Here is a 14,404-nt window from a genome sequence, read left to right as displayed (position 1 = left end):
TTGATCGCGAGCAGGCTCGCTCCCACAAGGGCTGGGTGTTGTCCCACAGATGTGGTGATCAACATCGCCCGGTGTGGGAGCGAGCCTGCTCGCGATAAGGCCGCTACTGATTGCATCCCCCCCTAAACCCACCGTTCGTCTACCGCGCATCCCTTGACAAAATCCTCGATTAAAAGTCATTGATCATGACCCAACAACTGTCAGAAATAACAGGTAACGGATAATTCCGACAGATTGAAACCAATAAACACAACCTGGTTATTCGCGACCGTACCCAACCGATCAGCTTGTTACAAAAAACAGATCTTCCAGCCCGCCGCAGTCATCTACTCTCACCTTCACGCAGTGAACCGAGACGCACCCCAGCGGTACCCTCGCACTGCGCAACAGGTAGTCAAACTGTCAATTCGAAGAATAGGTCGTAATGAAGTATGTGATTCGATTGGCACCCTCGTTTCGAGTTGAGGTGTCCTAATCATGAGTAGAAGCAAAGATTTTGTACGGGTGGCGGCTGTCGCCGTGGTATTGGCAGGCGCGTGGCAGGCGGGCCCAAATGCGTGGGCAGCGACCCAGGCCCCGACGCAGAAAGAGGAGCCCTGGTACCAGGCCTGGCTTCAGGTCACGGCGGATTCGAGCGTGGATATCCGTGCGACCACACCTTCCCTGCGCTGGCGCACCGATATGGACACGCTCTATCGAGGCGACACCACCAATCAGGGGCTGGAGGCTTTCCAGGACGGGTTATTGCCTAAGTCCGTCGCGTTCCCCGAAGACGAGTGGATGTATGACTGGTTCAGCCATGGCGCTGGCGTCCAACGGTCGGTGTATAGCAGCACCACCCGCAATCAACGTATCGCCCAGAGCTTCGCCAATGAGTGGGTGTTCGAGTTCAAGGCCCCCCATGGCATCGATCAGGAGCAATCGGGCGGGCCTATTGTCGGTGAGCAAGAGATCAGCTATCCGGGAGGGGTCAAGGGCATCTTTATCAAGCAAGCCTGCAAAAAAACCAATCTCGCCGATTGCATCGCCAACCCGAACTACCGTGAACCCACCGGCCACGAGACGATGCAGGAGGTTGCCGCGACCCGCATTGATTGGGACAAACTCGAACCGGCAGAAGGTCTGGCCTGGACAACGAACAAGCAATCCCTCTGGGCAGTCGGCTCGGCACGGATCAATCCCGTGCAAGGGGCGGATGCACTGGCCAATGGCCTACGGGCAAAGAATTCGCAGCCACCGGTCTTACGTTGGGCGAGCAGCCCGGAATCAGCTTCCATTCAATCGGTCGTCGTGGCATTTCGTGACTACAGCGACGCCAAGATCTGGGCGGTCACGGAATCGGCAAACGGCGGCTGGGTGTATGAGGTCAGGCCCAACAGCGTAGCGGTGGATCTGTCAGGAAAGTACACCGGCAACCGTCCAGGGGCTTACGCATTCATCGGCGGTATCAAGAGCGGACTGTTGATGAACGCACGCCGCTTCGAAAAAGGCGTCAGTGAACCGGTCGAGTGCATCGGCATCGAGAAAGAAGCCTGCCGCCTCGAGAACCGGCATCAATAGACGGGCTAGGTAGAACCTCTGTGGGAGCGAGCCTGCTCGCGATAGCGGTGGATCGGCTGACATAGAAGGTGGATGTACTGGCCTCTTCGCGGGCAGGCTCGCTCCCACAGTTTTCGGGCCCACCGGAGATCCCAGTGGGAATCGGCTTGCGCTGGCAGGCATGTTTTAAACTGTTAAACCCGCCCAATAAAAAACCCGCTGAATCAATCAGCGGGTTTTCATCTCAACGGCCAGAGAATCAGAAATCCTCCAACCGCCACACCTCATAGGCTGGCGTCTCGTAGGGATGGCTCTGCTTCAAAGCCTTCACCACCCCCTCGATCAGCTCGTCAGCAACCACAAGCTCCACTTTCCATTCCTCGACCTGCTCGACCTGCCCCACCTCGCCAATGAATGGCTGGCTGCCGTCCAGCGGGCGAAACTGGCCCAGACCCAGCACTTGCCAGGCGCAGCGGTCATAGTCGCCGATTCGCCCGCCACCGGCAGCGAATACGGCGCTTTTGACCACGTCCACGTGGCTGGGCGGGACGAAGAAGCAGAGCTTGTACACGTCTTTAGTTCACCCAGACGCGTGCGTTGCGGAACATGCGCATCCATGGCGCGTCTTCGTTCCAGTCGTCCGAACGCCACGAGTTCTGCACCGCACGGAAGACCCGCTCCGGGTGCGGCATCATGATCGTGACGCGGCCGTCGCGGCTGGTCAGGCCGGTGATCCCGCGTGGCGAGCCGTTCGGGTTGGCCGGGTAGGTTTCGGTGACCTTGCCGTGGTTGTCGACGAAACGCAGCGCCACGCAACCGGACAGATCGGCTTCGAGCAAGGCTTCCTCGCTTTCGAACTCCGCATGGCCTTCACCGTGGGCGATGGCGATCGGCATGCGCGAACCGGCCATGCCTTGCAGGAAGATCGAGTTCGACTCCTGCACCTGGACCATCGCCACGCGGGCTTCGAACTGCTCGGAACGGTTACGCACGAAGTGCGGCCAGAACTCGCTGCCCGGAATCAGTTCGTGCAGGTTGGACATCATCTGGCAACCGTTGCACACGCCGAGGGTGAAGCTATCGGTGCGCTCGAAGAAACCCTGGAACGCATCGCGGGCGCGGCTGTTGAACAGTGCGGACTTGGCCCAGCCTTCACCGGCACCCAGCACGTCACCGTAGGAGAAACCGCCACAGGCGACCATGCCCTTGAAGTCGTTCAGGTCGACACGACCGGCGAGGATGTCGCTCATGTGCACGTCGATCGCGTTGAAACCGGCGCGGTCGAACGCCGCGGCCATTTCCACCTGGCCGTTGACACCCTGCTCACGCAGGACCGCCACCTGTGGGCGAATACCTTTCTTGATGTAGGGCGCCGCCACGTCCTGGTTGACGTCGTAGCTGAGCTTGGCGCTCAGGCCTGGGTTGTCTTCTTCCAGCAGGGCGTCGAACTCCTGCTCGGCGCACTCGGCGTTATCTCGCAGGCGCTGGATCTGGTAGCTGGTTTCAGCCCACTGGCGCTGCAACAGGCGGCGCTGGCCTTCGAAGACGGTGTCGCCGTTGAAGGTAATGTTGATGTGGGCGTTGTTGATCGGCTGGCCGATCACCGAGACGCAGTCGGCCAGGCCCGCAGCGCTGAACTGGGCGAGGATATCCGGGGTGGCGTCCTGGCGAACCTGGATCACGGCGCCCAGCTCTTCGTTGAACAGGATCGCCGGAATTTCGGCTGCGGATTCGGCCACGCTGTCCAGCGTCAGGCTCAGGCCGCAGTGGCCGGCGAAGGCCATTTCCACCACGGTAGTCAGCAGGCCGCCGTCGGAACGGTCGTGGTAGGCCAGCAGGTGACCGTCGGCGTTGAGACCCTGGATCACGGCGAAGAACGCCTTCAGGTCTTCGGCATCATCGACGTCCGGCGCCTGCTTGCCGAGCTTGCCATGCACCTGGGCCAGGATCGAGGCGCCCATGCGGTTCTGGCCGCGGCCCAGGTCGATCAGGATCAGGTCGGTGGTGCCCTTGTCCATGCGCAGTTGCGGGGTCAGGGTCTGGCGGATGTCCGTTACCGGGGCGAAACCGGTCACGATCAGCGACAGCGGCGAGGTCACGCTCTTGTCTTCGCCTTGGTCTTTCCAGCGGGTGGCCATGGACATGGAGTCCTTGCCCACCGGAATGGTGATGCCCAGCTCCGGGCACAGCTCCATGCCGACCGCCTTGACGGTGTCGTAGAGGCGAGCGTCTTCACCCGGATGACCGGCAGCCGACATCCAGTTGGCCGACAGCTTGATGTCGGAAATCTTGCCGATGCGCGAGGCCGCGAGGTTGGTCAGGGTCTCGCCGATCGCCATGCGGCCCGACGCCGGAGCGTCCAGCAGCGCCAGCGGGGTACGCTCGCCCATGGCCATGGCTTCACCGGTGTAGACGTCGAAGCTGGTGGCGGTCACGGCCACGTCGGCCACCGGCACCTGCCATGGACCGACCATCTGGTCACGGGCCACGAGACCGGTGATGGTACGGTCGCCGATAGTGATCAGGAAGCTCTTGCTCGCCACGGCCGGGTGATGCAGCACGCGCTCGATGGAATCGGCGATGTCGAGGGTGGACGGATCGAAATCGTCGCCCAGCTCGGTTTCGCGAACGGCCGAACGGTGCATGCGCGGAGCCTTGCCCAGCAGCACTTCCAGCGGCATGTCCACCGGGCTGTTACCGAAGTGGCTGTCGGTGACGGTCAGTTGCGGCTCGGCAGTGGCTTCGCCGACCACGGCGAACGGGCAACGCTCGCGCTCGCAGATGGCCTGGAAGCGTTCGAAATCGGCCGGGCCGACCGCCAGGACGTAACGCTCCTGGGATTCGTTGCTCCAGATTTCATGCGGGGCCATGCCCGGCTCGTCGTTCGGAATGTTGCGCAGCTCGAAGCGGCCACCACGGCCACCGTCGTTGACCAGTTCCGGGAAGGCATTGGACAGGCCGCCCGCGCCGACGTCGTGGATGAAGCTGATGGGGTTCTGCTCGCCCAACTGCCAGCAACGGTCGATGACCTCCTGGCAGCGGCGTTCCATTTCCGGGTTTTCCCGCTGGACCGAGGCGAAGTCCAGGTCAGCCGAGCTGGTGCCGGTGGCCATGGAGGACGCCGCGCCACCACCGAGGCCGATCAGCATCGCCGGGCCACCGAGGACGATCAACTTGGAGCCGACCACGATTTCGCCTTTCTGCACGTGTTCGGCGCGGATGTTGCCCATACCGCCGGCGAGCATGATCGGCTTGTGATAACCCCGGACTTCCTCACCACGCGGGGTGGCGATGGATTGTTCGAAGGTCCGGAAATAGCCGGTCAGGGCCGGACGGCCGAATTCGTTGTTGAACGCGGCACCACCCAGGGGCCCTTCGATCATGATGTCGAGGGCATTGACGATGCGCTCAGGCTTGCCGTAAGGCTTTTCCCACGGCTGTTCGAAACCCGGGATTTGCAGGTTCGACACGGTGAAGCCGGTCAGGCCAGCCTTGGGCTTGGCGCCGCGACCAGTGGCGCCTTCGTCGCGGATCTCGCCACCGGAACCGGTGGACGCGCCGGGGAACGGGGCAATTGCGGTCGGGTGGTTGTGGGTCTCGACCTTCATCAGGATGTGTACCGGCTCCTGGACCGCACCGTACTGGCGGGTCTCAGGGTTCGGGAAGAACCGGCCGGCGACGTTGCCGACGATGACTGCGGCGTTGTCCTTGTAGGCCGACAGCACGCCCTCGTTGTGCATCTGATAGGTGTTCTTGATCATGCCGAACAGGCTTTTTTCCTGACTCTGGCCATCGATGTCCCAACTGGCGTTGAAGATCTTGTGGCGGCAGTGCTCGGAGTTGGCCTGAGCGAACATCATCAGTTCGATGTCGTGGGGATTGCGCTGGAGGCCCTGGAAGGCATTGACCAGGTAATCGATCTCGTCTTCGGCCAGGGCCAGGCCCAGTTCGGCGTTGGCTTTTTCCAGCGCGGCGCGACCGCCGCCCAGCACGTCGATGGCGGTCAGCGGCTTGGGCTCGGCGTGGCTGAACAGGCCGGCGGCCTGCTCCAGGTTACCCAGTACGACCTGGGTCATGCGGTCATGCAGGCCGTCGGCGATCAGTTGGGCCTCGGCCTCGCTGAACTCACCGGCGACATAAAAGGCAATGCCGCGCTCCAGGCGCTGGATTTTCCCCAGGCCGCAGTTGCGGGCGATGTCGCTGGCCTTGCTCGACCACGGCGAAATGGTGCCGAAACGCGGCAGCACCAGGAACAGACGACCGGTCGGCTCCTGGACGGGAACGCTGGGACCGTACTTCAGAAGGCGCGCGAGCACCTGCTGTTCGTCGCCGGTCAACCCGCCGGTGACTTCGGCGAAGTGAGCGAATTCAGCATACAAGCCACTGACAGCCGGAACCTTCTGGCTCAGTTGCTCAAGGAGTTTGCTGTGGCGAAAGGCAGAAAGGGCAGGAGCGCCGCGCAGGATCAACATCTTCGGGACAGCCTCGGGAAGGGGGTGTGCTTTGAGGCCGTGCATTCTAGCCTAAACCGCTGCCAACGGCACTCGAAACGGCACGTACGGTGGCGGCCGAATGTCGGCCTTTGCGCCAAAGGCCTGTTTGGACGCTCGTTCCGCGAGTCCCGATAAGATATTTTTCAGCGACCCGAACCCCGCCGCACGCCGGCCGGCTTGCGTTGCGGGCATGTTTGGCGACCGCTAGCAGACTGGCCTTTTACTGTCGAGATATGGCGGCGCAGGCCGTTTGCGTATACTGCGCAGATGTTTTCCCCAACGGCTTTGCGTCCGCGGTACGCCAGATGGCTGATCGCAACCGGACTCTTCCTGGTGCTCAGTGGTTGTGTTGAGAAACCCAACACACTGGAGCGCGTAAAGGAGGATGGCGTGCTGCGGGTAATTACCCGGAACAGTCCCGCCACCTACTTTGAGGATCGCAACGGTGAAACCGGCTTCGAATACGAGCTGGTGAAGCGCTTCGCCGACGATTTGGGGGTGGAGCTCAAGATCGAGACCGCCGACAACCTCGACGAACTGTTCAACCAGGTCGGCAAGCCCAACGGCCCGGTATTGGCCGCTGCCGGCCTGGTCAGCAGCGAGGCGCGCAAGAAGCAGGTACGGTTCTCCCACCCGTACCTGGAAGTCACCCCGCAGATCATCTACCGCAACGGTCAGTCACGCCCCACCGACGCGGCGGCCCTGGCGGGCAAGAAGATCATGGTGCTCAAGGGCAGCAGCCACGCCGAGCAGCTGGCGCAACTGAAGCAACAATACCCGGGCATCGAATACGAAGAATCCGACGCGGTAGAAGTGGTCGACCTGCTGCGCATGGTCGATGAGGGCCAGATCGACCTGACCCTGGTGGATTCCAACGAAGTGGCGATGAACCAGGTGTACTTCCCCAACGTGCGCGTGGCATTCGACCTGGGCGACGCCCGCAGCCAGAGCTGGGCGGTGGCCCCCGGCGAAGACAACAGCCTGCTCAATGAGATCAACGGTTACCTGGACAAGGTCCAGAAGAACGGCACCTTGCAACGCCTGAAAGACCGCTATTACGGGCACGTCGATGTTCTCGGCTACATGGGCGCCACCACCTTCGCCCAGCATCTGCAACAGCGCTTGCCCAAGTACGAACAGCACTTCAAGGCCTATGCCAAGCAGGAGAAAGTCGATTGGCGCCTGCTGGCCGCCATCGGCTATCAGGAATCGTTATGGCAACCGGCGGTCACGTCCAAGACCGGCGTGCGCGGCCTGATGATGCTGACCCAGAACACCGCTCAGGCCATGGGCGTGTCCAACCGCCTGGATCCGAAGCAAAGCATCATGGGCGGCGCGAAGTACCTGGCCTACATGAAGGATCAGTTGGACGAGAGCATCGAAGAGCCGGACCGTACCTGGTTCGCCCTCGCCGCCTACAACGTCGGCAGCGGGCATCTGGACGACGCCCGTAAACTGGCCGCCAAGGAAGGGTTGAACCCGAACAAGTGGCTGGACGTGAAGAAGATCCTGCCGCGCCTGTCGCAGAAACAGTGGTACAGCAAGACCCGCTACGGTTACGCCCGGGGCGGCGAACCGGTGCACTTCGTGGCGAACATCCGTCGCTACTACGACATTCTCACCTGGGTTACACAGCCGCAGCTCGAAGGCGATCAGGTGGCCGAGGGCAATCTGCATGTACCCGGCGTCGACAAGAGCAAGCCGAATCAGGAAAGCCCGCAGCTCTGAAGCTCGCCAATCAAGCTAAAGAATTGGGCGATGATCTCGTGGCGAGGGAGCTTGCTCCCGCTGGGACGGTCCGACGCCTCGGGCGCAGCAGCCCCAGTTTTGTGAGTGCTTCGCACTCAAGCGGGAGCAAGCTCCCTCGCCACAGGTTCAGTGGATGCCTCAAGGGAACAATCATTCCTACAAGAGGGGTTGATGGAGGTCAGGCCTTGGCAGCCGCCAGGATCAACGCCTTCATCTCCACCACCGCCGACTTGAACCCGACAAACAACGCATGGGCCACCAGCGCATGGCCGATGTTCAGCTCGTTGATGCCCTTGATGGCTGCCACCGCTTCGACGTTGTGGTAATGCAGGCCGTGTCCGGCGTTGACGATCAGGCCTTGGGCCAGGCCGAAGGTGACGCCATCGGCCACCCGCTGCAACTCATCAGCCACCGCCGTGGGCGTCTCGGCATCGGCGTAGCGACCGGTGTGCAGTTCGATGGCCGGGGCACCGACCCGCTTGGAAGCTTCGATCTGCCGCTCGTCGGCGTCGATGAACAGCGAAACCTCGGCGCCGGTTTTCGACAACCGCTCCACCGCCGCCCTGATCCGCGCTTCCTGACCCGCCACGTCCAGCCCGCCTTCGGTGGTCAGTTCCTGGCGCGTCTCCGGCACCAGGCAAATGTGCGCCGGGCGGATGCGCTCGGCGAACGCCATCATTTCCTCGGTCACGCCCATTTCGAAGTTCATGCGGGTTTGCAGCACATCCTTGAGCAACAGCACGTCGCGCTCCTGGATGTGCCGGCGGTCTTCACGCAGGTGCACGGTGATCCCGTCGGCGCCCGCTTCTTCGGCGTCCAGCGCAGCCTTGACCGGGTCCGGGTAGCGCGTACCGCGGGCCTGGCGCAGGGTGGCGACATGGTCGATGTTCACGCCGAGAAGAATGCGATGGCTGGTGCTCACGTAAAAGCGCTCCTGAATGGACAATATTCGGCCCACAGCATACGGGTTGCTCAGGGCTTGCGAAACAACTCGCGACTGACCAGTGGCTTGCCACCCAGGTGAACCGCCAAGGCCTGGCGCATCAGCCGCTTGGCGGCAGCCAATGCACCTGGGGCACTCCAGTCCGCCTCGGCCATGGCCAGAAGCTCGGTACCATTGAACAACCCGGGTTGCAGCAGGAACACCTGCTCCAGGCCCGCGTCGACTTGCAGGCGGTACAGGCCGTCGGCTGCGATAGGCGCACCGTGCAGATCGGTATCGAGGGCAAAACCGTAGCCCAGGTCGTCCAGCAGCCGCCACTCGAACGAACGCAGCAGCGGCTCCAGCGGACGGCCTTCGGCCAGGGCCTGCAGCGTGGCGGCGTAATGGTCGAAGACCGCCGGGTGCGGGTCTTCGGCAGGCAGCAGGCGGATCAGCAGCTCATTGAGGTACATGCCGCTGAACAGCGCTTCGCCGTTGAGCCAGGCGGCAACGCCGTTGCTTTCCATGCGTGCGACATTCTTCAGCTCGCCGCGCCCACGAAACTCGACCTCCAGCGGCACGAACGGTCGCGCCAGCGTCCCGGCCTTGCCCCGCGCGCCCCGCAACACCGCCCGCAGCCGGCCCTGGGGGGTGAGGAAATCCACCAAGGCGCTGCTTTCGCGGTAGGCGCGAGAGTGCAGGACGTAGGCAGGTTGGGCGATGGGTTGGGTGGGGGACATCAGGAGCCTGAGTATCAAAAGACTTCAATGGTTGAGGAGAACCATGTGGCGAGGGAGCTTGCTCCCGCTGGGCTGTGAAGCAGCCCTAAAACCAGCGACTTCGCTCAGCCAGATACACCGCAATGCCCGATATCACGACTGCTTCGCAGCCGAGCGGGAGCAAGCTCCCTCGCCACAACAGCCAGCCCGCACAGAACCTGGAATCAGAGGTCGCCGTAACCCAGCGAACGCAGCGCCCGTTCGTCATCGGACCAGCCGCCCTTCACCTTCACCCACAGGTTGAGCATGATCTTGGAGTCGAACAGCAGTTCCATGTCCTTGCGCGCCTCGGTGCCGATGCGCTTGATGCGCTCGCCCTTGTCGCCAATGATGATTTTTTTCTGGCCGTCACGTTCGACGAGGATCAGCGCATGGATGTGCAGGGTCTTGCCCTGTTGCTTGAACTCTTCGATTTCCACGGTGATCTGGTACGGCAGCTCGGCGCCCATCTGGCGCATGATTTTCTCGCGCACCAGTTCAGCGGCCAGGAAACGGCTGCTGCGGTCGGTGATCTGGTCTTCGGGGAAGAAATGATCGTTTTCCGGCAGATGCTCGGCAATCACTCGCTCCAGCGCATCGAGGTTGTGGCCGTGCTGGGCGGAAATCGGGATGATCTGGGCGTTTGGCAGTTGCTCCTGCAACCAGCTCAGGTGCGGCATCAGCTCAGCCTTGTCTTCGATGCGGTCGGTCTTGTTCAGCGCCACGATCAAAGGACCGGTCACGTACTGGACGCGCTCGAGGACCATTTGGTCTTCCTCGGTCCACTTGGTGCGGTCGACCACGAAGATCACCACGTCGACGTCTTTCAACGCCGCCGAAGCGGTCTTGTTCATGTAGCGGTTCAGGGCCTTCTCGCCGCCCTTGTGCATGCCCGGGGTATCGACATAGATCGCCTGCACGGCGCCTTCGGTCTTGATGCCCAGCATGTTGTGGCGGGTGGTCTGGGGCTTGCGCGAGGTGATCGCCAGTTTCTGGCCGAGGATATGATTGAGCAATGTAGACTTGCCCACGTTCGGCCGGCCGACGATGGCGACATAGCCGCAGCGGGTAACATTTGTATCAGTCATTGCCATTCTCCACGCCCAGGGCTATCAGTGCTGCGGCGGCCGCTACCTGTTCGGCAATACGACGACTCACGCCCTGCCCCCGGCTTTTTTCATTCAGTAAGACAACTTCGCATTCGACGAAGAAGGTGCGGCAATGCGGCTCGCCCTGGATATCCACGACCTCGTAGCGCGGCAGCTCGCAGCTGCGCGATTGCAGGAATTCCTGCAAGCGGGTCTTCGGGTCCTTGTTGGTGTCCACCAGCGTCAGGCTGTCGATCTCGGAGGTCAGCCAGGCCAGCACCCGTTCGCGGGCCACTTCCATCCCGGAGTCCAGGTAGATCGCGCCGATCAACGCTTCCAGGGCATCGGCCAGGATCGACTCGCGACGAAAACCGCCGCTTTTCAATTCGCCGGAGCCCAGGCGCAGGTATTCGCCCAGGTCGAAACCGCGGGCCAGCACGGCCAGAGTCTCACCTTTTACCAATCGTGCGCGCAAACGCGACAACTGGCCTTCGCGGGCCAGGGGGAAACGCTCGAACAGCGCCTCGCCGGCCACGAAGTTGAGGATGGCGTCACCGAGGAATTCCAGGCGCTCGTTGTTGCGACCGGCAAAACTGCGGTGCGTGAGGGCCAGGAGCATCAGCTCCTGATCTTTGAAGGTGTAGCCGAGCTGACGCTCGAGGCGGCTTAGAGAAACGCTCACGGTTTACCCACGCTGAGTTCGTGGCTGGATTCCACCGCCGGGACGGCAATGCACCGTTGGCTTGGGACAATTAACGCTGTGTTCAAAAATGACGTCCTGACTATCGTTGGCGCCTTAGGGTTTGTATGAAAAGTGCCTGCGCGGCGACTTTTCATATAAACCCTAGCAGCCTCCAGAAATGCATTCGGCGCTGTTCAACAGCGCCGTGTGTAATTACTTGATCAGACCCACCCGCGAGAAGTTCGGCAGATGACTGAGTTTGGGTTCCGGCCAGCTCATCCATACGGCGAAGGCCTTGCCGACAATGTTCCGGTCGGGGACCATGCCCAGCAGGTCCTTGGGAATGTTCGGATCATCCCAGTAGCGGCTGTCGTTGGAGTTGTCGCGATTGTCGCCCATCATGAAATAGTGCCCCGCCGGCACCGTCCAGGAATGGTCCGGGGTGGCGCGGTAACGGCTCATTTCCTTGCGGATCAGGTGCTCGGCCTGGCCGAGTTTTTCCTTGTAGAGTTCGGCGCTGCCGAGGGTGCCCGGCTCGGAACCGATCAACTGCTCGGCCACCGATTCGCCGTTGACGAACAACCGCTTGTCGGCGGTGTAGCGGACCGTGTCGCCCGGCAGGCCGACCACGCGCTTGATGTAGTTGACGTTCGGGTCGCTGGGGAAGCGGAACACCATGACATCGCCGCGCTGCGGGTCACCCACCTCGATGATTTTCTTGTCGATCACCGGCAGGCGGATCCCGTAGGAAAACTTGTTCACCAGGATGAAATCGCCCACGTCCAGGGTCGGCTTCATCGAGCCGGACGGGATCTGGAAAGGTTCCACCAGGAACGAACGCAGCACCAGCACGATGAAGAGCACCGGGAAGAACGACTTGCCGTATTCGACCAGCAGCGGTTCCTTGTTGAGTTTTTCGACCACCCCGCCATCAGGCTGGCTGACGCTGCCCTGATAAGAGGCAATGGCCGCCCGGCGCCGGGGCGCCAGGAACAACAGATCGAGCAACGCCAACAAGCCGCAGACGAACACGGCGATCACCAGCAACAGCGGGAAATTTAGCGACATAGGACCTAACTATTCCAACCTGAGCACTGCAAGGAAGGCTTCCTGTGGAATTTCCACGTTACCGACCTGCTTCATGCGTTTCTTACCGGCCTTCTGCTTTTCCAACAGCTTGCGCTTACGGCTGACGTCGCCGCCGTAGCACTTGGCCAATACGTTCTTTCTGAGCGCCTTGACGGTTGTCCGAGCGACGATCTGCCCGCCGATGGCGGCCTGGATCGCTACGTCGAACATCTGCCGCGGAATCAGATCCTTCATCTTCTCGGTCAACGCACGTCCCTTGTAGTGCGCGTTGTCGCGGTGCACGATCAATGCCAGGGCATCGACCTTGTCACCGTTGATCAGCACGTCCAGCTTCACCAGATTAGCCGATTGGTAGCGATCGAAATGATAGTCCAGCGAAGCATAGCCGCGACTGGTGGATTTCAAGCGATCGAAGAAGTCCAGCACCACTTCGTTCATCGGCAGGTCGTAGGTCACCTGGACCTGCGACCCCAGGAACAGCATGTCGCGCTGTACGCCACGCTTCTCGATGCACAGGGTAATGACGTTACCCAGGTGCTCCTGAGGCACAAGGATATTGGCGCGAACGATCGGTTCGCGCATGTCTTCGATGGCCGACAGGTCCGGAAGCTTGGACGGGTTGTCGACGTAGATGGTTTCACCGTTCTTGAGCAGCAGCTCGAAGATAACCGTCGGGGCGGTGGTGATCAGGTCCAGGTCGTACTCGCGCTCCAGGCGCTCCTGGATGATCTCCATGTGCAGCATGCCCAGGAACCCGCAACGGAAGCCGAAGCCCAGGGCGTCGGAGCTTTCCGGGGTGTATTGCAGGGACGAGTCGTTCAGGGTCAGCTTCTGCAGGGCTTCGCGGAAATCCTCGAAGTCGTCGGAGCTGACCGGGAACAGGCCGGCATAGACCTGCGGCTGGATACGCTTGAAGCCAGGCAGCACATCGACGTCGGGAGTGGAACTCAAGGTCAGGGTGTCGCCGACCGGCGCCCCGTGGATGTCCTTGATGCCGGCGATGATGAAGCCCACTTCACCGGCCTTCAGGTCAGGAGTGGCGGTGTGTTTCGGGTTGAAGACACCGACGCTGTCCACCAGGTGGATCTTGCCGGTGGACTTGACCAGGATCTTGTCGCCCTTTTTCACGCGACCCTGGCGCACGCGGACCAGGGAAACGACGCCCAGGTAGTTGTCGAACCAGGAGTCGATGATCAACGCCTGCAGCGGATCTTCGACATTGCCGGTCGGCGCCGGAATGGTGGTCACCAGGCGCTCGAGCACTTCGTCCACGCCCAGGCCGGTCTTGGCGCTGCAAGTGACCGCGTCAGTGGCGTCGATGCCGATGATTTTCTCGATTTCTTCCTTCACGCGCTCCGGATCGGCCTGAGGCAGGTCGATCTTGTTCAGCACGGGCATGACTTCCAGGCCTTGTTCGATAGCCGTGTAGCAGTTGGCAACCGACTGCGCCTCGACGCCCTGGCCGGCGTCGACCACCAGCAACGCACCTTCACAGGCCGCCAGCGAGCGGCTGACTTCGTAGGTGAAGTCGACGTGGCCGGGGGTGTCGATGAAGTTCAGCTGGTAGGTGATGCCGTCGCGAGCTTTGTAATAGAGGGTGACGCTGTGGGCCTTGATGGTGATGCCGCGCTCACGCTCGAGGTCCATGGAGTCCAGGACCTGGGCTTCCATTTCGCGTTCGGCCAGGCCGCCGCACATCTGGATGAAGCGATCAGCCAGCGTCGACTTGCCATGGTCAATGTGGGCGATGATGGAGAAATTGCGGATATGACTCAAATCACTCACGGATCAACACTCAAAAAGGCTGCAGGCATGGCCCGCCGAAAAATAGCCGGGAATTGTACCTGATACAGCGCACGAGCGTCACGCTCGCCTGTCGATGAGCGTTTGTGGGGGGGGGGGGAGGGGGACCGGTACCCAAAAGCGGTCCTATTCCCACCTCTCCGCCCCCCCCAAATCTCGCGATACTTGGGGGGTGGGGTGTTTTTTGGGTGGGGGGGGGGCTGTTTTGGGAGAGGGGGGGATCGGCGGACAGAGAGGTGGGCTTTCTTGTCCTCTCCTCGGCCCTCCCCCCTCCCACAGTT

10 protein-coding genes are annotated in these 14,404 nt (G+C 61.7%); 2 read left to right on the top strand and 8 right to left on the bottom strand.

The genetic code is table 11. From position 1 onward, the window contains the following. The first annotated feature begins 477 nt into the window (after window positions 1-477). The gene (locus ACLEJR_RS08865) at window positions 478-1,560 is read left to right on the top strand and encodes a scabin-related ADP-ribosyltransferase (protein ID WP_440813353.1); all 1,083 of its coding nucleotides are present in this window, start codon (window positions 478-480) and stop codon (window positions 1,558-1,560) included. A 238-nt stretch (window positions 1,561-1,798) separates the two neighbouring features. Here ACLEJR_RS08865 and ACLEJR_RS08860 read toward each other — a convergent pair whose 3' ends face one another. Together ACLEJR_RS08860 and purL are read right to left on the bottom strand one after the other, a co-directional pair. Then, the gene (locus tag ACLEJR_RS08860) at window positions 1,799-2,110 is read right to left on the bottom strand and encodes an NGG1p interacting factor NIF3 (RefSeq protein WP_440797437.1); all 312 of its coding nucleotides are present in this window, start codon (window positions 2,108-2,110) and stop codon (window positions 1,799-1,801) included. A gap of 4 nt (window positions 2,111-2,114) precedes the next feature. Beyond that, window positions 2,115-6,011 (bottom strand): phosphoribosylformylglycinamidine synthase, encoded by a 3,897-nt coding sequence (purL, locus tag ACLEJR_RS08855; protein WP_440797439.1) that lies wholly within the window; start codon window positions 6,009-6,011, stop codon window positions 2,115-2,117. Window positions 6,012-6,299: 288 nt separating this feature from the next. Between purL and mltF the strand changes: the two genes are divergently transcribed. After that, window positions 6,300-7,760 (top strand): membrane-bound lytic murein transglycosylase MltF, encoded by a 1,461-nt coding sequence (gene mltF / locus ACLEJR_RS08850; RefSeq protein WP_440813350.1) that lies wholly within the window; start codon window positions 6,300-6,302, stop codon window positions 7,758-7,760. A gap of 199 nt (window positions 7,761-7,959) precedes the next feature. Here the strand turns inward: mltF and pdxJ are convergent, their stop codons facing one another. From pdxJ to lepA, 6 genes are all read right to left on the bottom strand, one after another. Beyond that, complete coding sequence (pdxJ, locus tag ACLEJR_RS08845; RefSeq protein ID WP_440797443.1) at window positions 7,960-8,703, bottom strand: pyridoxine 5'-phosphate synthase; 744 nt, start codon at window positions 8,701-8,703, stop codon at window positions 7,960-7,962. A 50-nt stretch (window positions 8,704-8,753) separates the two neighbouring features. Then, on the bottom strand, window positions 8,754-9,443 hold the full coding sequence (gene recO / locus ACLEJR_RS08840; RefSeq protein WP_440797445.1) for a DNA repair protein RecO: 690 nt from the start codon (window positions 9,441-9,443) through the stop codon (window positions 8,754-8,756). Window positions 9,444-9,646: 203 nt separating this feature from the next. Beyond that, complete coding sequence (gene era / locus ACLEJR_RS08835) at window positions 9,647-10,549, bottom strand: GTPase Era (protein WP_440813348.1); 903 nt, start codon at window positions 10,547-10,549, stop codon at window positions 9,647-9,649. Further along, on the bottom strand, window positions 10,542-11,231 hold the full coding sequence (gene rnc, locus ACLEJR_RS08830; RefSeq protein ID WP_440797449.1) for a ribonuclease III: 690 nt from the start codon (window positions 11,229-11,231) through the stop codon (window positions 10,542-10,544). Before rnc ends, era begins: the two co-directional genes overlap by 8 nt. 213 nt (window positions 11,232-11,444) lie before the next feature. After that, on the bottom strand, window positions 11,445-12,299 hold the full coding sequence (lepB, locus tag ACLEJR_RS08825) for a signal peptidase I (RefSeq protein ID WP_440797451.1): 855 nt from the start codon (window positions 12,297-12,299) through the stop codon (window positions 11,445-11,447). A gap of 9 nt (window positions 12,300-12,308) precedes the next feature. Further along, window positions 12,309-14,105, bottom strand: a complete 1,797-nt coding sequence (gene lepA / locus ACLEJR_RS08820) for a translation elongation factor 4 (protein WP_440813346.1) — start codon at window positions 14,103-14,105, stop codon at window positions 12,309-12,311. Between the last annotated feature and the right edge of the window lie 299 nt (window positions 14,106-14,404).

The organism is Pseudomonas sp. SMN5 (genome assembly GCF_052041925.1).
Taxonomy (GTDB): Bacteria; Pseudomonadota; Gammaproteobacteria; order Pseudomonadales; family Pseudomonadaceae; genus Aquipseudomonas.
The sequence above is the reverse complement of the archived record's forward strand: the minus strand, read 5'-3'. Positions and strand labels throughout refer to the sequence as shown.